Origin of the sequence: Mesorhizobium sp. LNHC209A00, from assembly GCF_000502915.1 — a bacterium.
Classification (GTDB): Bacteria; Pseudomonadota; Alphaproteobacteria; order Rhizobiales; family Rhizobiaceae; genus Mesorhizobium.
Map to the genome: position 1 here is coordinate 331,006 of NZ_AYWT01000001.1, position 16,615 is coordinate 347,620.

The window sequence follows — 16,615 nt, forward strand, 5'->3', positions numbered from 1 at the left end:
GCGTGACATGACTGCTGGCAAGAAACGCGTATGGTGGGGCGACTACCGGACCACCGAATACGCCTCGATCGATCCCGAGGCGACAATCGCGGTGCTGCCGCTGGCGGCGATCGAGCAGCATGGACCGCATCTGCCCGTCTCGACCGACACTTCGATCATGAACGGCATGCTCGATACGGTGATTTCACGCTTGCCCGACGATCTCGATATCCGCATCCTGCCGGTCCAGGCGGTGGGCAAGTCGAACGAGCATCTGCACGCGCCGGGCACATTGACCCTGCCGGCAACGACGCTGGTCGACGCTTGGACCGAGCTCGGCGTCTCGATCGCGCGCGCCGGCGTGCGCAAGCTCATCGTCGTCAATTCGCATGGCGGCAATGAGGAGATCATGGGCATCGTCACGCGGGAATTGCGCGTGCGCGAAAAGATGCTGGCGGTGAAGACCAGTTGGCAGCGCTTTGGCCGCCCGGCCGGCATGTACACCGAACTCGAGGATCGTCATGGCATTCATGGCGGCGATGTCGAGACGTCGCTGATGCTGCATTTCCGGCCCGATCTCGTCGAGATGGGCAAGGCCGACAATTTCGTTTCCAATGTCGCCAAGGCCGAGCAGGAATTCTCGCTGTTGCGCCAGACAGGCACCCACGCCTTCGCCTGGATCGCCAGCGATCTCAACCCGAACGGCGTGGTCGGCGACGCCAGCATCGCGACAGCCGAGAAAGGCCGGCTGACCTCGGAATATCAGGCTGACGGGTTCATCAACCTGGTGCGCGATGTGCGCAAGGCCAAGCTCGCGGAGTGGCTGAAATAGCTAACCGTCGATCTTGAGCGCGAACGGCGTGCCTTCAAAGGCGTCGGCGCCGCGCCCAATTGATTCGATCGCCTCGATCATGCGGCCATTGCGCTCGAGCAGCGCGTCGGCCACCGCGATCAGCCGCGGATTGGGGGTCGCCGAAGGCGACAGCGCTCGCAGCGTCTGCGCCAGTTCCACCTCGTTGCGTTTCGGCGCCAAAGCCGCGGCGATGATATAGGCCGAGGCGGTCGAACGGCTGATGCCGGCATAGCAGTGCACCAGCATTGGTCTCGCCCGGTCCCAGCGGCGTGCGAAATCGAGCAGGTTACGGACATGCTCCTCGCCCGGCATGGTCATGCCGTCCTGCGCCACGGCGATGTCGTGCATGACCAGGTGCAGATGGTTTTCCCGAGCGATCGAGGCCGGTCGGATTACGTCCGTTCCGGCGGCGAGCAGCGACAGCATGCGGTCGGCGCCGGTCCTGGCCACCACTTCCTCGATCTTCGCCAGCGAGCAGACATGGATCATTGTTTGAAACCTTTCGACCGATCCTCGCGCCGCGACGCCCAATCGGCAAGGGCGGATTCGAGCCTGCGCCATTCCTCCTCGCTCCCCGGCAGGCCGGCGCGCAGGGCATGGGGCCCTTCGGAGAAATGCCGCAGCAGGATACCGCTCTGGCCAAGCCCGGAAAACAGGCCGGTGGCATCGGGCAGGCTGAGATAGCGGAACAGCGTGGTGCCCCCCGCGACGGGAACGCCGAAACGGCTAAACAGCGCGTCGAGCCGCCCCGTCGCTTCCGCCAGCGAGGCCCGCATCGCATCCTGCCAGTCGAGATCGGCGAGCGCGCGGACGCCGTATTCCAGGGCCGGTCCTGCGACAGCCCACGGCCCGAACTGCATGTCCAGCCGTTCAGCGGTCGGCGCGTCGGCAAGCGCGAACCCGAGCCGCAGGCCTGCCAGACCAAAGAACTTGCCGAAGGAACGTAGCACGACGATGCCGCCCTGGCCGACATCGCCGGCGAGGCTGTGCTCGCGTGGGCCCACATCCATGAACGCCTCGTCCACGACCAGCAGCCCGCCCTTGGCGCGAAGTCCGGCGGCCAGCACCAGCAACCGGTCGCGCTCGATGATGCGCCCATCCGGATTGTTCGGATTGACGATGATGGCGAGGTCCGCTTCCGCCAACGTCGCGAAATCGCTGGCCTCGACCACGTCGTGCCCGGCAATCGCCGCCGCCCGGGCGTGTTCGGCATAGGTCGGCCCAAGCACCATTGCCTTGCCGGGCCTCACCAGCGAGGCGACGCGCGGCAACAGGATCTGCGTACCAGGGGCCGCCACCACGCTTGCTGGGGAAGGCGCGCCATAGATGTTGGCCGCAATCTCTATCAATTCGCGCCCACGCGCGGCCTCTGGCAATCGCCACAGCGAGGTGGCGGGCAGGTCGAAAAGCGGGTAGGAGTGCGGATTGATACCGGTCGAGAGGTCGACGAAAGGCAGCACGGCATTGGGGAAAAGCGCCCTTGCCCGGCCAAGACTTCCACCATGGTCCACCGCTCCTTCAAGAAGCTTCATGTCAGTCCTGATCGCTTTCCTGTCATTAATTGTCGAATTCGCCCTTGGTTATCCCGACTGGCTGTTTCGCGCCATCGGCCATCCGGTGACATGGTTCGGCAGGCTGATATCCTTTCTCGACTTGCGGCTCAATCGCGCCACTGATCCCGACGCGCTGCGTCGTCAACGTGGTGTCCAGGCGCTTCTGTTCATCGTGCTGGTGCCGGCGATAGCAGGCCTTTGCGTGCAGCTTGTTCTGCTCTGGTTTGTCCCCCTGGGGTGGATCATTGCCGTCTTTCTGGCGACATCGCTCCTGTCGCAGAAAAGCCTTTACGAACATGTCGAAGCCGTCGCCGACGCGCTCGACAGCGGAGGCCTCGACATGGGCCGGGCCGCCGTTTCGCGGATCGTCGGCCGTGATCCCGAGACGCTCGACCGCGCCGGCGTCTGCCGCGCGGCGATCGAGAGCCTAGCGGAAAATTTTTCCGACGGCATCGTCGCCCCCGCCTTCTGGACCGGGGTCGGAGGGCTCGCCGGCGGCGCTGCCTACAAGGCGGCCAACACCGCCGATTCGATGATCGGCCACCGGACTCCGCGCCATGAGGCCTTCGGCTGGGCGGCGGCGCGCTTCGACGACTGGATCAACCTGCCGGCATCGCGGCTGACGGCGCTGCTGATCGTGCTCGCTTCCCTCCTGGTCGAGGGCGCCGACCCCCGCGGTGCCTGGCAGGCAGTGCGGCGTGACGCGAAAAAACACCGCTCGCCCAATGCTGGCTGGCCGGAAGCGGGCATGGCCGGCGCGCTTGGGCTGGCGCTCGCCGGACCACGCAGCTATGGTGGTATCATGGTCGACGACATCTTCATGGGCGAAGGCGGCCGCCGCGATGTCGACAGCGGCGACATCAGGCGGGCGCTCAAGCTTTACCGGGTCGCGGACTACCTGCTGATCGGCTTGTTCGGCCTGGTCGCGCTGATCGCTGTTCTGGTTTTTTAGAACTCGATGCCTTGCTGCGCCTTCACGCCCGCCGAGAAATGATGCTTGGTCACGCCCATCTCGGTGACCAGATCGGCAGCCTCGACCAGCCCCGGCTTGGCGTTGCGGCCGGTGACGACGACATGCAGACCCTCGCGCCGGCCCTTGAGCGCCGCAACCACCTTGTCGAGAGCGAGATAATCGTAGCGTAACGCGATGTTGAGCTCGTCGAGCACGACAAGGCTGATCGAGGGATCGTCGATCAATTCCAGGGCCTTGGCCCAGGCGGCCTCGGCGGCCGCGATGTCGCGCTTCAGGTCCTGGGTCTCCCAGGTGAAACCCTCGCCCATTGCATGCCAGACGACGCGGTCGCCAAAGGCGGCAAAGGCGTCCTTCTCGCCGGTGTGCCATTTGCCCTTGATGAACTGAACGACGCCGACGCGCTTGCCGTAGCCGAGCATGCGCAGCGCGAGACCGAAGGCGGCCGTGGTCTTGCCCTTGCCGGGACCGGTGTTGACGATCAGCAATCCCTTCTCCATCGTCTTGCCCGCAACCTCGGCGTCCTGCACCGCCTTGCGCTTGGCCATCTTGGCGCGATGGCGTTCTTCATCCTTGTCGTCGGTCATTTCACTTCACCTTGAGCGGGAGCCCCGCCACCATGAGCAGCACCGTGTCGGCCACTGCCGCGACCCGCTGGTTAAGTCGGCCGGCGTCATCGCGAAACCGGCGCGCCAACGCGTTGTCGGGCACGATGCCCTGCCCGACCTCGTTCGTCACCACGAACCACGGTCCGCGCGGCCGAGACAGCACGTCCGCCAGCCGTCGGCACGCGGCATCGACGTCGTGATCGGCCAGCATGTGATTGGTCAGCCACAGCGTCAGACAGTCGACAAGCACCGGCTGACCGTCCGGCGACGCCTCCAGCGCTTCGGCGAGGTCGAGTGGCGCATCGATGGTCGACCAGCCCTCACCGCGCCGCCAGCGGTGCAGCGCGATGCGCTCGCGCATCTCGTTGTCATAAGCTTGCGCCGTGGCGATATAGGCCCATGGCGAGGCCAATGCCGTCACCAGGGTTTCGGCGTGCGCGCTCTTGCCGGAGCGCGCACCACCGATGATGAAGGTCAGCCTGCCGCGATCAGGCAAAACTGTCGCGCATGCTGGTCGCCGTGCCGGTGAAGCGCCGGCGCACCACGCCCACGATCGCGCCCAGCACCAGCCAGAAGACCAGATTGGTCACCGTCACCGCCACCACGAACTGATGGTGCAGGCCTTCCGGGATCGGCGTCTCGAAACTGTCGGGCTGCGGCGCGCCGACGACATGCGGCGCGACGATCAGCAAGACGGCGAGGATGGTCAATGGCAACGATCTGCGAAACACGATCAGGCCTAGGCCGATCGCGGTCGCGGCCGCCGTTGCCGTCCACCAGATCTGGCGCGGCAGAAGATCGGCCGCCGGCATTGCCGGCAGTTCCGGCTGCAGTCCGAGGCCCGGTGCCAGTGTGAACACGGCAAAGCCGGCCAAGCCCCAGAACACGCCCTGGCGCCAGTTGCCGACGCCACCGAAGAACTCGGAAACCGCGACCAGGACCAGCGCGAAGCCGATGCCGGTGACGATATTGGCAACCACGCTAAAGGCGAAACGCTCGAAACCGTCGGCCGGCGCCCAGCCTTCGTCTTCCTCCGCCGGTGCCATGGCATCGGTGCCCGCGGGCGCGGCAGAGCTCGTGGCATTCCCAGCGGGCGCCACCGTGCTCATCGCGTCATTGGTCGCCGCTGGTGCGGCCGTGTGATCATGGTGGTGGCCGCCGCCGGCCTTTTCGTAGACTTCGGCCTTGAGGATCAGCGGCACGGTGGCATAGGCCTGCATGCAGGCGAGAACGACACCGGCCACAAGCCCCGCGATCGCCGCGACGAACACGACGTTGCGAAACAGATTCATGATGTCGGATCCTCGTTAGTGGCAGGGAAACGCCATCGAGTGGCGATAGTCGTGGGCAGCATTGTGGACCGCATCGATATGCGAGAAGCCGACAAAGCCGACGACGAAGATGCCGAGCAGCGCCGCGAGCGCGAGCTGCATGAAACGCGACTGCGAGGAGACGGAGGCGCCGAGGGAGACGGAAGCGGTAGTCATGTCTTGTCCTTTCGCCCTCCACCCGAGGGCATCGAAGTCAGTTTCCTGTCGCCGGCAGGTCTCCTGGCTCGCGGATAAGCGCCCTTCCCCACCTTCCCGAAGAAAAATCTTCAGTGGCATATGGAGAGGACTACCGCACACAGTTGCGGGGGCAGCCACGGCATTGGGCAGGAATTCCTCCCCGCACCGCATTCCCTCTTGGCTCCAAAAAGGAACCGACGACATCGGCGACTATAGGGAAATTCGCCGCGCCCGGCAAACCAAATTCCGACAACCGCCAGCGCAGGAGCGTCGTATCGGCGAAGCTGCCCTCACCCCGTCCCGATTGACAAACTTCATGGCCGGGTGTCGGCTGGCACCCTCACGGGAAGCCAGCCATGCAGCCCAATGCCAGCGAGCGCGAGCCCTATAACGGCCTGACTCGAACCGAGCCGACGCTGCCCTCATCGGCCTATTGGGACCAGGACAACTATAAGCGCGATCTCGACGCCATCTGGTACAGGGACTGGCTGCTCGTCTGCCGCGAGGCCGATCTTGCCCAGCCTTTGGCATTCCGCACCTTCCGCGTCGGTATGCAGGAAATCCTCGTGCTGCGCGACGACACCGGCGAGTTGCGTGCCTTCCACAACACGTGCCGGCATCGCGGCTCGCAGCTTTGCCAGGAAAGCGAGGGCCGGCTGAAGGCGCGGCTGATCACCTGCCCGTATCATGCCTGGTCCTATTCGCTGCGTGGCGATCTGGTGCGCGTGCCGTCGAAATCGCTGCCTGACGGCTTCGACAAGGCCGATCATCCGCTTTATCGCGTCGCGCTCTCGGTGTGGCGGGGCTTCGTCTTCGTCAATCTGGCGGAAGATGACGCCGGCTCGGCGCAATCCTCCTTCGACCCAGCCTCCGGCGATCTCGGCAACTGGCCGCTGGAAACGCTGGTATCGGGCCATGTGCTGCACAAGGTGATGAACTGTAACTGGAAGATTTTTTGGGAAAACTTCAACGAGTGCCTGCACTGCCCGGGCGTCCACAAGGACCTGTCGCGGCTGGTGCCGATCTATGGCCGCGGCCTGATGAGCCGGCATGACGATCCCGAATGGCTCCGCCACGCCGACAATGACGCGCCGGAATTTTCAGGCGGCCTGCGCGCCGGGGCTGAGACATGGTCGCGTGATGGGCAGACGCACGGGCCGGTCTTCCCGAGCTTGACGCCGGCGGAGCGCAGCGCCGGTCAGACCTATGCCACCAGCCTGCCGTCCATGTTCATCGTCGGCCATGTCGACTATGTCAGGACTGTGCGGCTTACGCCGCTCGGTCCCGAACAGACCGAATTGACCGCAGAATGGCTGTTCGCGCCCGAGGCGCTCGCCGAGACCGACATCGACAACATCGTCGCCTTCGGCACACAGGTGCTGGAGGAGGACGCGGCGATCTGCGAGGTCAACCAGAAGGGGCTGCGCTCGATGCGTCATACAGCTGGCGTGCTGATGCCCGAGGAGTACGACCTGCACCGCTTCCACGATTGGGTGCGCGAGCGCCATGCCGCGGTGACATGAGGTCTGTCGACATTCAGGTCAGGCCAAGCCGAGAAGGGCGGAGGTCGAGAACCGGAACGGAACGTACTTTCGGGTACGTGATTACCGGAAGCGCGCAAACCTGCCGTTCGCAGGCCGGCATCACCTGAATATCGACATACCTACAGCGACTTCGGCAGATATCGCCAGGTCACGAAGCCGCAAAACGCGGCCAGTAGTGCGAGCGTGACGAACACCGATCCCAGACCGAAAAAGGCCAGCACCACCGAATAGACCAGCGGCGGCGTCAGTTCGGAGAAATCGAGATAGGTGCGGTAGACCGCAGCCATCTGCGCGCGCTCATAAGAGCGCACCGAGCGCATGAAGGCGGTCGAACCCAGCGCGTCGAGCGCGATCGTGAAGAAGGCGCCGCACAGCAGGAAGGCGCCGGTGAGCAGCGGCACGGTTACGCCCACGGCACCGGCCGCCAGCAACGTCGCCGACATGGCGAAATAGGCAAATGTCATGGTCCTGCGGCCGCCGAAGCGCTTTCCCGCCTTGCCCCAGAAGATCGCCATGAACAGCAGCGCGTTGCCGGCCGAGACCAGCAGGCCGCCAGCCAATTCGCCCTCGCCGGTGATGACCATGAACAGCGGTCCATAGACGAAGAAGGTCGTCCAGAAGCAGGAGCGGCCGAAGGCGATCAGCCAGGCCAGCCTGAGCCTCGGCTGCGCGACGAAGCGGCCGATATTGGCGAGCGGATTGGCCGGTCGTGTCTTGCCCGGGCGGATCGACTGGTTGTCGCTCAGCCGATAGGTCCAGAACAGCGCCAGCAAGGCCATGGCGAACACCGCCACCGCGCCATGCGCGGCATAAATGCCGAAGCGCGTATAGAGAAAAATGCCGAGCGTCGGTCCACCCGTCCAGGCAACCATCGACCACGCCATGCGCAGCGATTCGGCCTGCATGAAATCGGTCTTGCGGATGTGATCCATGATGTAGAGGTTGAGCGTGATCGACAGCGCGCTGGCGCCCATCACCCGGCACAGCATCCCGGCCAGTTGCCCGGCGAGCGTGTGGGTGAGGAAGAACAGCGAGCCGATGGCGAGCAGGCAGGCGCCCGCCGTGTAGACCCAGCGCCGCGCGAAGCGGCGGATCAGCATAGGCATGAACAAGGTCACCGACAGGCCGAGCAGGGACACGGCGGTGTAGAGTATCGAGACGATCTGCTCGTTGTGGAGAATCTCGTAGGCCTGGATCGGTATGACGCTCGACACCATGGCGCGGGCGAAGGATTCGACCGCGTAAAGCGAAGCGAAGGTGCGCGCATCCGCGGCCTTGAGGGCCGAAAGCCAGATCGGATGGCGAACATGGGTGGACATTGCTTCCCCAAAGCAGAATCGCGGCGTCAAATCTGCCGTGGACATTTCAGGCCCATTAAGAGGAAACCGACGCACATCCGGCAAAAAGCGAAGCCGGTCAAAGGCTTTTCCGCGCTGGCCCAACCCAGCGCCAGGCGCGGATCCGGCCGCGCGGTGCAGGCCAAGGCGACCGGTCTTCTTCTATCCGGTGCAACCGTGATAGTCGTCCTGGAAGGGCTGAATCAGATCGCGAGACCATGAGCATCCACACGCCGACCGTACCCGTCCCGCAGCCATCGAAGCGCATCGTCGCCATCGATATCTTGCGCGGCATCGCGCTGATCGCGATGGCAAGCTATCACTTCACCTGGGACCTGGAATTCTTCGGCTACACCGATCCCGGCCTGACCGCCTTCGGCTGGTGGAAATTCTACGCCCGCTGCATCGCATCGACCTTCCTGTTCCTGGTCGGCGTCAGCCTCTATCTCGCCCATGGCCGACAGATCCGCTGGAACGGCTTCTGGAAGCGGTTCGCCATGGTCGCGGGCGCGGCGGTCGCCATTTCGATCGTCACCCGCATCGCCACGCCCGACGGGTTCATCTTCTTCGGCATCCTGCACGAGATCGCGCTCGCCAGCCTGCTCGGCCTCGCCTTCCTGCGCCTGCCGGCGCTGCTGACGCTTGCCGTCGCCGCGCTCGTCATCGCGGCGCCAGTCTACCTGCGCTTCGAGGCCCTCGATCATCCCTGGCTCTGGTGGATCGGCCTGTCGGCGATCAATCCGCGCTCCAACGACTACGTTCCGCTGTTCCCCTGGTTCGGCGCCGTGCTTACGGGAATTGCAGTGGCGAAAATCGCTTCCACTTCCGGCATGAGGGCACGCCTGGCCAACCTGGCGCCCGGAGGCTGGTCCAACCCGCTGGTCTTCATCGGACGCCACAGCCTGGCTTTCTACCTGATCCACCAGCCGCTGCTGATCGGCTGCGTCTGGCTGTTCTCGCAAGTGATGCCGGCGCAGGTCGAAACCCCGCAGGTCAATTTCCTCAAAACCTGCCAGCGCTCGTGCGAGCAGATGCGCAACGCAACCTTCTGTTCGAGCTATTGCGGCTGCATGCTCGAAACGCTCGAAGGTGAAGCCGCTCTTGATCGGCTCTTCAACAACGACCAGACTGCGGACTTCAGGGCGCATCTGTCCGATCTTGCAGCAACGTGCACTGCCAAGACCGACGACAAGATGACGGAGGGAGGGACACAATGATCGGGCCAAAGCCTGGGACCGAACCGAAGCCTGGGCTGATACCGTGGCCCCCGGTGATCTACGCCGCCGCCATCCTCATCAGTGTCGTGCTCGGCCTCTACATCCCGCTGCCCTGGATCGGCGATCTCCTTGGCGACATCCTGTTTGCCGCCGGCTGGGTGGCGTTGTTCGCCGTCGCCGTACTCTGGTTCACAGCGATCCGCACCATGATACGGGCCAGGACCACGCTCAATCCCAACGCCGTGCCCGATCATCTCGTCACGACCGGCCCCTTCGGCGTCAGCCGCAATCCGATGTACCTGGCCAACACGCTGCTGTTGATCGGCGTTGCCTTCGTCTCGGGCATCGCCTGGTTCTTCCTGCTTGCCTTCGTCGCCGCCTTCCTCACCCAGAAGGTCGCGATCGAAGGCGAGGAGAAGATATTGGCGGCGAAATTCGGCAAGAAATACCGCGACTATGCAAAAAGGGTCCGGCGCTGGATTTGAGCAGGGCTACGTGTTGACGCCGAGCTCCACCAGCCGCTCGACGCAAGACTCCTCGGCCTGATCGAGTTCGGCCAGTGTCTCCTCGAGGTCGCGACGTTTCTGCCTGAGATCTTCGCGCTTTTCCTCGATGCGCTTGATCATCAACTTGAGCTGCCCGACCTCGCCCGGCGGCTCCTTGTACATCTGGATGATCTCGCGGATCTCGTTGATCGAGAAGCCGAGGCGTTTTCCGCGCATGATCTGCCGGATGAGGTGGCGGTCGGAAGGGCGAAACAGCCGGGTGCGGCCGCGCCGCACCGGCTGCACCAGTCCCTCATCCTCATAGAAACGCAGCGTCCGCGTCGACACGTCGAATTCGCGGGTCAGTTCGGTGATCGAATAATATTCCCGCATTGTCACTCCTGCCGGAATTCCAGCCGACCGCGATGCGGCGTCGCCCTTCTGTCCCGAACCAAACCCTTGCCCGCCGGAATCGACGCGGCACCCCGCATAAGCCTCGCACGGCATTTACGTAAAAGTCAATTGAGACACTTACCGGACGCCGAACCACCAACTCGCGAGGCCGAGAAAGGCAAAGAACCCAACGACATCGGTGACCGTGGTGACGAAAACGGCCGAAGCGACCGCGGGATCCACCTTGAACCTGTCGAGCAGCAGCGGGATCAGGATGCCGGCAAGGGCCGCCACGAACATGTTGATGATCATAGCCGCCGCGATGATGCCGCCGAGATTGGGGTCGTGGAACCAGGCAGCCGCGACGATGCCGATCAGCACGGCGAAGACGATGCCGTTGATGAAGCCGACGCCCATCTCGCGGCGGATGATGCGGCCGGCGTTGTAGATGTCGAGATCCCTGGTCGCCAGCGCCCGCACGGTGACGGTCATGGTCTGCGAACCGGCATTGCCGCCCATGCCGGCCACGATCGGCATCAGCACGGCGAGTGCCACGATCCGCTCGATCGTGTGGTCGAACAGGCTGATCACCGATGCCGCCAGAAATGCCGTCAGCAGATTGACGAGCAGCCAGGGAACGCGCGAGCGCGAGGTCGCCAGAATGCTGTCGGAGAGCTCTTCGTCACCGACGCCACCCATGCGCAGCAGGTCTTCCTCCGCTTCCTGCTGGATGACGTCGACGACGTCGTCGATGGTCAGCACGCCGACCAGCCGTTCGTTTTCGTCGACAACCGCGGCCGACAAAAGGTCGTATTGTTCGAATTCCCGCGCCGCCTCTTCCTGGTCCATGGTGGCGGGAATGGCGTGCCGCGTCTCATGCATGACCTCCCCCACCTTGACCGCGCGCTTGGCGCGCAGGATCTGGTCGAGATCGATGGCCCCCAACAACTTGAAGGTCGGATCGATGACGAAGATCTGGCTGAAGCGGTCCGGAAGGTTCTTGTCATCTCGCATGTAGTCGATGGTCTGGCCGATGGTCCAGAAAGGCGGCACCGCGACGAACTCGGTCTGCATGCGCCGCCCGGCGGTCTCCTCCGGGTAGTCGAGCGAGCGCCGCAGCCTGATCCGCTCGGTGAACGGCAGCTGCGACAGGATCTCGTCCTGGTCTTCCGGCTCGAGGTCTTCGAGAATGTAGACCGCGTCGTCGGAATCGAGTGCCTGCACGGCCTGCGCGATTCGCGCATTGGGCAGATTGTCGACGATATCCATGCGGATCGCCTCGTCGACTTCGGTCAGCGCGGAAAAATCGAAGTCCGCGCCCAGCAGCTCGACCAACGCGCGCCGCTGCTCGGGATGCAGCGCCTCGATGAGGTCGCCAAGTTCCGACTGGTGCAGGTCGTCGACTTCGCGCTTGAGGGTCAGCGTATCGCGGTCGGCGATCGCCGCACCGATCTGGGCAAGGAAGGACGAAAGGACCGCGCCGTCCTCGCCATAAATGTCGGCGTGGGCGTCGTCAGCCGCCTTGGCGGAGGTCGTCTGCTTGTCCTGGCCTTCCACCAGCGTCTCCAGCCATCAGAATCCCGGAAAGGTGCCAATCAGGTCTAGACCATGATTCCGAAAAGTGGAAATCGGTTTTGGGTCCGACCACAAACAAGAAATTAGGAGCGGCGGAGTGATTCGATTTCGCAGCCTGTCGCTCCAACGCACGGGAATTGCAGCCGAAAAGTCCCGCTTGCGCAACGGCGTCGTTTTCGGCCGCCGCCACACTGTCCGGCGTGCGCGACCTGGTCGATTACGTCAAAAGCGGGTGCGCTTGTGGCCCGGTGGCGCGACAGCCGATGTCGCTGGGGAAAGAGCACCCGTGCGCCATTGGGGCAGAATTGTCATGACGCGGGTCCAGGCATCGGCTGGACCTGCCAGGCCGTAACGAAAAGCCGGAAGCCCTTGAAGATCAGGTCGCGGACAGAAGACAAGGCAATCGACGAGCGGCGTGTTCGCGTGGTCGTGGCCGAACGCAATCCGCTCGTCATATCGGCTCTGCGCGAAATGCTGGACTGCGACGGGCGCTTCGAGCTTTTGGCCTCCGTACAAAGCGGCAGGCATTTCCTGGAGCTTGCAGCGGTCCAGGAGTTCGATGTCGCCGTGATCGGCTGGAAGCTCTCCGACATGGACGGCGCTGATATCCTGGCCGAGGTCCAGGCCCGCAAGCTCGACGTGCGCATCACCGTCTTTTCCAACGACCATGACATCGGCATCCTGAAACAGTGCGTGCGCCTGGGGGCCCAGGGCTACTGCTTCCAGTTCGACGATCCCGCCATCATCTTCGATACGATACTGGCTGTCGCGCACGGCCGCATCTGCATTCCCTACATCGACATCAACAAGGTCAACGACACGCCTCTATCCCGGCTTACCGTGCGCGAGCGTGAACTGCTGGCGGTACTGTCCGACGGCTGGACCAATTTGCAGATCGCGACCCGGACCGGCATCTCCGAAAACACCGTGAAGTACCATCTCAAGAATCTCTACGACAAGCTCGACGTCCGCAACCGGGCGATGGCCGTCGCGCTCTATTCCCGAGAGAGGCGCACCCAGAAGCAGCCTTTCGGGTAGGCCCGCCGGGTAGGCCCGCCCCACCCGCGCGCGGCGAGATATTACCCGCCAAGGTGTTGTGGGTTTTGGCCGTCGAAACGAAACTCCCCTCACCGCTTTGCTGGATCAGGAGGAGTTCGCATCATGGCCGGTTTCACCCATCTTTTCATTCCCGGGCCGACCAACATCCCCGAGCAGGTACGCCAAGCGATGAACCTGCCGATGGAGGACATGCGCGCGGCCACCTTCCCCGACCTCACACTACCGCTGTTCGAGGACATCAAACGGGTCTTCAAGAACGAGACCGGCCGCGTCTTCATCTACCCGTCCTCGGGCACCGGAGCCTGGGAAGCGGCGATGACCAATGTGCTCAGCCCCGGCGACCGCGTGCTGATGTCGCGCTTCGGCCAGTTCTCGCATCTGTGGGTCGACATGGCAGAACGGCTCGGTTTCGAGGTCGAAATCATCGACTGCGAATGGGGAACCGGCGTGCCGCTGGAACTCTATGTGGAGCGGCTGAAGGCGGACAAGACGCACCGCATCAAGGCGATCTTCTGCACCCAGAACGAAACGGCGACAGGGGTCACCAGCGACGTCGCCGGCTGCCGCGCCGCGCTCGACGATGCGAACCACCCTGCCCTTCTTTTCGTCGACGGCGTCTCGTCGATCGGCTCGATCGACTTTCGCCAGGAAGAATGGGGCGTCGACTGCGCCGTCAGCGGCTCGCAGAAAGGTTTCATGCTGCCGGCCGGCCTCGGCTTCCTGTCGGTGAGCAAGAAGGCGCTCGTCGCTTCGAGAACCGCCACCCACCGGCGCTGCTTCTTCTCCTTCGAGGACATGATCCGCGCCAACGATGCCGGCTATTTCCCCTACACGCCGGCGACACAATTGCTGCGCGGCCTGCGCGCCTCGCTCGACCTGATCGCCGAGGAAGGGCTTGAGAACATCTTCGCCCGGCACCATCGCCTTGCCGAAGGCGTGCGCAAGGCGGTCGACGCCTGGGGCCTGAAGCTCTGCGCCAAGGCGCCGAAATGGCACTCGGACACGGTCAGCGCCATTCTCGTGCCGGATGGCATGGACAGCGGCGACGTCGTCAAGCGCGCCTACCAGGCGTACCAGACATCGCTGGGCGGCGGCCTCAACAAGGTGTTCGGCAAGGTTTTCCGCATTGGCCATCTCGGCTGGCTGAACGAGGTGATGGTGCTGGCCTCGCTTTCGGCGGCGGAAATGGCGCTGCTCGATTGTGGCGTCCGGCTGGCGCCGGGCTCCGGCGTCGGCGCCGCCATCCAGCATTTCCGCGCCTCGGCCGCGGTGCCGGTCGCCAAAGCCGCCTGAGGGAGTTGAAACGATGAGCCACACCATCAACCACCTCAAAAAACTCAGGCTGCAGCGCAGCGAGCTGGCGGTCCCAGGCTCCAGCCCGGAGATGATTGACAAGGCGGCCAACAGCGCCGCCGACTTCGTCTTCCTCGACATTGAGGACGCCGTCGCGCCGCCCGACAAGGAACGCGCACGCAAGAACATCATCCAAGCCCTGAACGACATCGACTGGCGCGCCAAGGGCAAGACCGTTTCGGTACGCATCAACGGACTGGACACCCACTACATGTATCGCGACGTGGTCGACGTGATGGAACAGGCCGGCGGCCGGCTGGACACCATCCTGGTGCCGAAGGTCGGCGTTCCGGCCGATCTCTACATGGTCGAGGCCATGGTCAACCAGATCGAGATGGCCAAGGGCTTCAAGACCCGCGTCGGCCTGGAAGCGCTGATCGAGACCGCGCTCGGCATGGCCAATGTCGAGGCTATCGCCGCCGCCCCTGGACGGCTGGAAGCCATGCATTTCGGCGTTGCCGACTATGCGGCAAGCTGCAAGGCGCGGACGGTCAATATTGGCGGCCTCAACCCCGACTATCCCGGCGACCAGTGGCATTTCGCGCTGTCGCGGATGACCGTCGCCTGCCGCGCCTACGGTCTGCGCGCCATCGACGGACCGTTCGGCGATTTTTCGGATCCGGAAGGCTACAAGGCGGCCGCCAGGCGCGCCGCCGCGCTCGGCATCGAAGGCAAGTGGGCGATCCATCCCTCGCAGATTGCCTTGGCCAACGACGTCTTCTCGCCGCCGGAGAAGGAAGTCACGCGAGCTCGCCGCATCCTCGAAGTGCTGAAAGAGGCGGAGGCGCAGGGCAAGGGTGCCGCCGCGCTCGACGGCAAGATGATCGACGCCGCGTCGGAGCGCATGGCCAGGAATGTTCTGGTGGTCAACGACGCCATCGAACGCGCCGGCCAACAGCACGTCGCGGCACTTTGACGATTTGGGGAGGAGAAAAGAATGGACATCCACGAATACCAAGCCAAGGAACTGCTCGCCCGGCATGGGATCCATGTGCCGCGTGGCGGCCTTGCCTACAGCCCCGAACAGGCGACCTACCGGGCGCGCGAGATCGGCGGCGGCAAATGGGTGCTGAAGGCGCAGGTTCATTCCGGCGCGCGCGGCAAGGCCGGCGGCATCAAGCTTTGCGCCAATGACGAGGAAATTTCCAGCGCCGCCGAAGCCATGCTCGGGCGCAAGCTGGTGACGCACCAGACCGGCCCGCGCGGCAAGCTGATCTCGCGCCTCTATCTGGAGGAGGCCGTCGACATCGCGCAGGAGCTCTATCTTGGCTTCGTGCTCGACCGCAAGGAAGAGCGCGTCATGATCGTGGCCTCGGCCGCCGGCGGCATGGAAATCGAGGAGATCGCGGAGAAGGCACCCGATTCGATCATCCGCGCCACCGTCGATCCCGGCGTCGGCATGCAGCGCTTCCAGGCGCGCGAGATCGCCTTCGGGCTTGGGCTGGAGGATAGCCTGATCGGCAAGGCGACAGAGACCATCTTCAGCTGCTACCAGGTGTTCCGCGACTACGACGCCTCGATGCTGGAGATCAATCCGCTGGTGGTGACCCGCGACGGCAGCCTGGTGGCGCTCGACGCCAAGATGTCGTTCGACGAGAACGCGCTGTTCCGGCGACCCGAAATTTCCGAATTGCGCGACAAGAGCCAGGAAGACCCGCGCGAAACCTTCGCCAGCGACCGCGGCCTCTCTTATGTCGGCCTCGACGGCAATATCGGCTGCATCATCAATGGCGCCGGGCTCGCCATGGCGACGATGGACATGATCAAGATCGCCGGCGGCGAGCCGGCGAACTTCCTCGACATCGGCGGCGGCGCTTCGCCCGAGCGGGTGGCTAAATCGTTCCGCGCCGTGCTCGGCGACAAGAATGTAGAAACCATCCTGGTCAACATCTTCGCCGGCATCAACCGTTGCGACTGGGTCGCCGAGGGCGTCATCAAGGCGATCCGCGAGCTCGGCGTCAACGTGCCGCTGGTGGTGCGGCTGTCCGGCACCCGGGCCGAGGAAGGACGCAAGATCCTGGCCGATTCCGGCGAGGCGGTGATCGTCGCGGATACGCTCGCCGAAGCCGCCGAAAAAGCCGTAGCCGCATGGCGCGCGGTCACCAACAAAAAAGCAGCCTGAGGGAGGACGGAAAATGGCAATCCTGCTTAACCGCAGCACGCGCGTCATCGTGCAAGGTT

General features: G+C 64.2%; 18 protein-coding genes and 1 riboswitch. Of the genes, 9 read left to right on the forward strand and 9 right to left on the reverse strand.

Annotated features, from left to right (window positions below; all coding sequences use genetic code 11):
• Positions 1-7: 7 nt before the first annotated feature.
• Entirely contained in the window at positions 8-811 is an 804-nt protein-coding gene (locus X739_RS164215) for a creatininase family protein (RefSeq protein ID WP_023791846.1), read from the forward strand.
• Here the strand turns inward: X739_RS164215 and X739_RS164210 are convergent, their stop codons facing one another.
• Positions 812-1,321, reverse strand: a complete 510-nt coding sequence (locus X739_RS164210) for a tyrosine phosphatase family protein (RefSeq protein ID WP_023769815.1) — start codon at positions 1,319-1,321, stop codon at positions 812-814. It lies immediately after the preceding gene.
• The gene (gene cobD, locus X739_RS164205) at positions 1,318-2,364 is read right to left on the reverse strand and encodes a threonine-phosphate decarboxylase CobD (protein ID WP_023791849.1); all 1,047 of its coding nucleotides are present in this window, start codon (positions 2,362-2,364) and stop codon (positions 1,318-1,320) included. Before cobD ends, X739_RS164210 begins: the two co-directional genes overlap by 4 nt.
• Between cobD and cbiB the strand changes: the two genes are divergently transcribed.
• Positions 2,363-3,337: an adenosylcobinamide-phosphate synthase CbiB gene (cbiB, locus tag X739_RS164200; protein WP_023769813.1), complete on the forward strand. Its 975-nt coding sequence runs from the start codon at positions 2,363-2,365 to the stop codon at positions 3,335-3,337. The genes cobD and cbiB overlap by 2 nt on opposite strands.
• Here the strand turns inward: cbiB and cobO are convergent.
• Genes cobO through X739_RS164180 form a run of 4 tightly spaced genes read right to left on the reverse strand, consistent with a single transcriptional unit; the run spans position 3,334 to position 5,450 of the window.
• Positions 3,334-3,942, reverse strand: a complete 609-nt coding sequence (gene cobO, locus X739_RS164195; protein ID WP_023769812.1) for a cob(I)yrinic acid a,c-diamide adenosyltransferase — start codon at positions 3,940-3,942, stop codon at positions 3,334-3,336. The two genes, cbiB and cobO, sit on opposite strands and share 4 nt — an antisense overlap.
• A gap of 1 nt (position 3,943) precedes the next feature.
• Complete coding sequence (cobU, locus tag X739_RS164190) at positions 3,944-4,459, reverse strand: bifunctional adenosylcobinamide kinase/adenosylcobinamide-phosphate guanylyltransferase (protein ID WP_023769811.1); 516 nt, start codon at positions 4,457-4,459, stop codon at positions 3,944-3,946.
• Entirely contained in the window at positions 4,452-5,255 is an 804-nt protein-coding gene (locus X739_RS164185; protein WP_023769810.1) for a CbtA family protein, read from the reverse strand. The genes cobU and X739_RS164185 overlap by 8 nt, the downstream gene beginning before the upstream one ends.
• 15 nt (positions 5,256-5,270) lie before the next feature.
• Positions 5,271-5,450 carry a CbtB domain-containing protein gene (locus X739_RS164180; protein ID WP_015317373.1) on the reverse strand — a complete coding sequence of 60 codons (180 nt, stop codon included), beginning with the start codon at positions 5,448-5,450 and terminating at the stop codon, positions 5,271-5,273.
• A 35-nt stretch (positions 5,451-5,485) separates the two neighbouring features.
• A riboswitch (cobalamin riboswitch) is annotated at positions 5,486-5,685 on the reverse strand.
• A gap of 142 nt (positions 5,686-5,827) precedes the next feature.
• Here X739_RS164180 and X739_RS164175 point away from each other — a divergent pair.
• Positions 5,828-6,994, forward strand: a complete 1,167-nt coding sequence (locus X739_RS164175; RefSeq protein ID WP_023769809.1) for an aromatic ring-hydroxylating dioxygenase subunit alpha — start codon at positions 5,828-5,830, stop codon at positions 6,992-6,994.
• Positions 6,995-7,134: 140 nt separating this feature from the next.
• On the opposite strand, the gene X739_RS164170 is transcribed toward X739_RS164175, so the two are convergent.
• A complete protein-coding gene (locus X739_RS164170; RefSeq protein ID WP_023769808.1) occupies positions 7,135-8,334 on the reverse strand; it encodes an MFS transporter in 1,200 nt (399 codons plus the stop codon).
• A 236-nt stretch (positions 8,335-8,570) separates the two neighbouring features.
• Between X739_RS164170 and X739_RS164165 the strand changes: the two genes are divergently transcribed.
• Positions 8,571-9,569, forward strand: coding sequence for a DUF1624 domain-containing protein (locus X739_RS164165; protein WP_023791856.1), 999 nt, complete (start codon positions 8,571-8,573; stop codon positions 9,567-9,569).
• Positions 9,566-10,054 carry an isoprenylcysteine carboxylmethyltransferase family protein gene (locus X739_RS164160; protein WP_023769807.1) on the forward strand — a complete coding sequence of 163 codons (489 nt, stop codon included), beginning with the start codon at positions 9,566-9,568 and terminating at the stop codon, positions 10,052-10,054. Before X739_RS164165 ends, X739_RS164160 begins: the two co-directional genes overlap by 4 nt.
• A 6-nt stretch (positions 10,055-10,060) precedes the next feature.
• Here X739_RS164160 and X739_RS164155 read toward each other — a convergent pair whose 3' ends face one another.
• Complete coding sequence (locus X739_RS164155; RefSeq protein ID WP_006203215.1) at positions 10,061-10,447, reverse strand: MerR family DNA-binding transcriptional regulator; 387 nt, start codon at positions 10,445-10,447, stop codon at positions 10,061-10,063.
• Positions 10,448-10,585: 138 nt separating this feature from the next.
• The gene (gene mgtE / locus X739_RS164150) at positions 10,586-12,004 is read right to left on the reverse strand and encodes a magnesium transporter (RefSeq protein ID WP_023769806.1); all 1,419 of its coding nucleotides are present in this window, start codon (positions 12,002-12,004) and stop codon (positions 10,586-10,588) included.
• Between the two features lie 387 nt (positions 12,005-12,391).
• Here mgtE and X739_RS164145 point away from each other — a divergent pair, with 387 nt between their 5' ends.
• The 4 genes from X739_RS164145 (at position 12,392) to X739_RS164130 (ending at position 16,556) form a co-directional block, all read left to right on the forward strand.
• Entirely contained in the window at positions 12,392-13,060 is a 669-nt protein-coding gene (locus X739_RS164145; RefSeq protein WP_023769805.1) for a response regulator transcription factor, read from the forward strand.
• A 123-nt stretch (positions 13,061-13,183) separates the two neighbouring features.
• Positions 13,184-14,374, forward strand: a complete 1,191-nt coding sequence (locus X739_RS164140) for an aminotransferase class V-fold PLP-dependent enzyme (protein ID WP_023769804.1) — start codon at positions 13,184-13,186, stop codon at positions 14,372-14,374.
• Between the two features lie 13 nt (positions 14,375-14,387).
• Complete coding sequence (locus X739_RS164135) at positions 14,388-15,350, forward strand: CoA ester lyase (protein WP_023769803.1); 963 nt, start codon at positions 14,388-14,390, stop codon at positions 15,348-15,350.
• A gap of 21 nt (positions 15,351-15,371) precedes the next feature.
• Complete coding sequence (locus X739_RS164130; protein ID WP_023769802.1) at positions 15,372-16,556, forward strand: malate--CoA ligase subunit beta; 1,185 nt, start codon at positions 15,372-15,374, stop codon at positions 16,554-16,556.
• Positions 16,557-16,615 lie beyond the last annotated feature (59 nt).

Bases quoted from the DNA above. Each gene is read 5' to 3' on its own strand.
- X739_RS164210 (WP_023769815.1), bottom strand. From the start codon at position 1,321: ATGATCCATGTCTGCTCGCTGGCGAAGATCGAGGAAGTGGTGGCCAGG.
- cbiB (WP_023769813.1), top strand. From the start codon at position 2,363: ATGTCAGTCCTGATCGCTTTCCTGTCATTAATTGTCGAATTCGCCCTT.
- X739_RS164175 (WP_023769809.1), top strand. From the start codon at position 5,828: ATGCAGCCCAATGCCAGCGAGCGCGAGCCCTATAACGGCCTGACTCGA.
- X739_RS164185 (WP_023769810.1), bottom strand. From the start codon at position 5,255: ATGAATCTGTTTCGCAACGTCGTGTTCGTCGCGGCGATCGCGGGGCTT.
- X739_RS164180 (WP_015317373.1), bottom strand. From the start codon at position 5,450: ATGACTACCGCTTCCGTCTCCCTCGGCGCCTCCGTCTCCTCGCAGTCG.
- cobO (WP_023769812.1), bottom strand. From the start codon at position 3,942: ATGACCGACGACAAGGATGAAGAACGCCATCGCGCCAAGATGGCCAAG.
- X739_RS164155 (WP_006203215.1), bottom strand. From the start codon at position 10,447: ATGCGGGAATATTATTCGATCACCGAACTGACCCGCGAATTCGACGTG.
- X739_RS164170 (WP_023769808.1), bottom strand. From the start codon at position 8,334: ATGTCCACCCATGTTCGCCATCCGATCTGGCTTTCGGCCCTCAAGGCC.
- X739_RS164140 (WP_023769804.1), top strand. From the start codon at position 13,184: ATGGCCGGTTTCACCCATCTTTTCATTCCCGGGCCGACCAACATCCCC.
- X739_RS164165 (WP_023791856.1), top strand. From the start codon at position 8,571: ATGAGCATCCACACGCCGACCGTACCCGTCCCGCAGCCATCGAAGCGC.
- X739_RS164215 (WP_023791846.1), top strand. From the start codon at position 8: ATGACTGCTGGCAAGAAACGCGTATGGTGGGGCGACTACCGGACCACC.
- X739_RS164160 (WP_023769807.1), top strand. From the start codon at position 9,566: ATGATCGGGCCAAAGCCTGGGACCGAACCGAAGCCTGGGCTGATACCG.
- cobD (WP_023791849.1), bottom strand. From the start codon at position 2,364: ATGAAGCTTCTTGAAGGAGCGGTGGACCATGGTGGAAGTCTTGGCCGG.
- X739_RS164135 (WP_023769803.1), top strand. From the start codon at position 14,388: ATGAGCCACACCATCAACCACCTCAAAAAACTCAGGCTGCAGCGCAGC.
- X739_RS164130 (WP_023769802.1), top strand. From the start codon at position 15,372: ATGGACATCCACGAATACCAAGCCAAGGAACTGCTCGCCCGGCATGGG.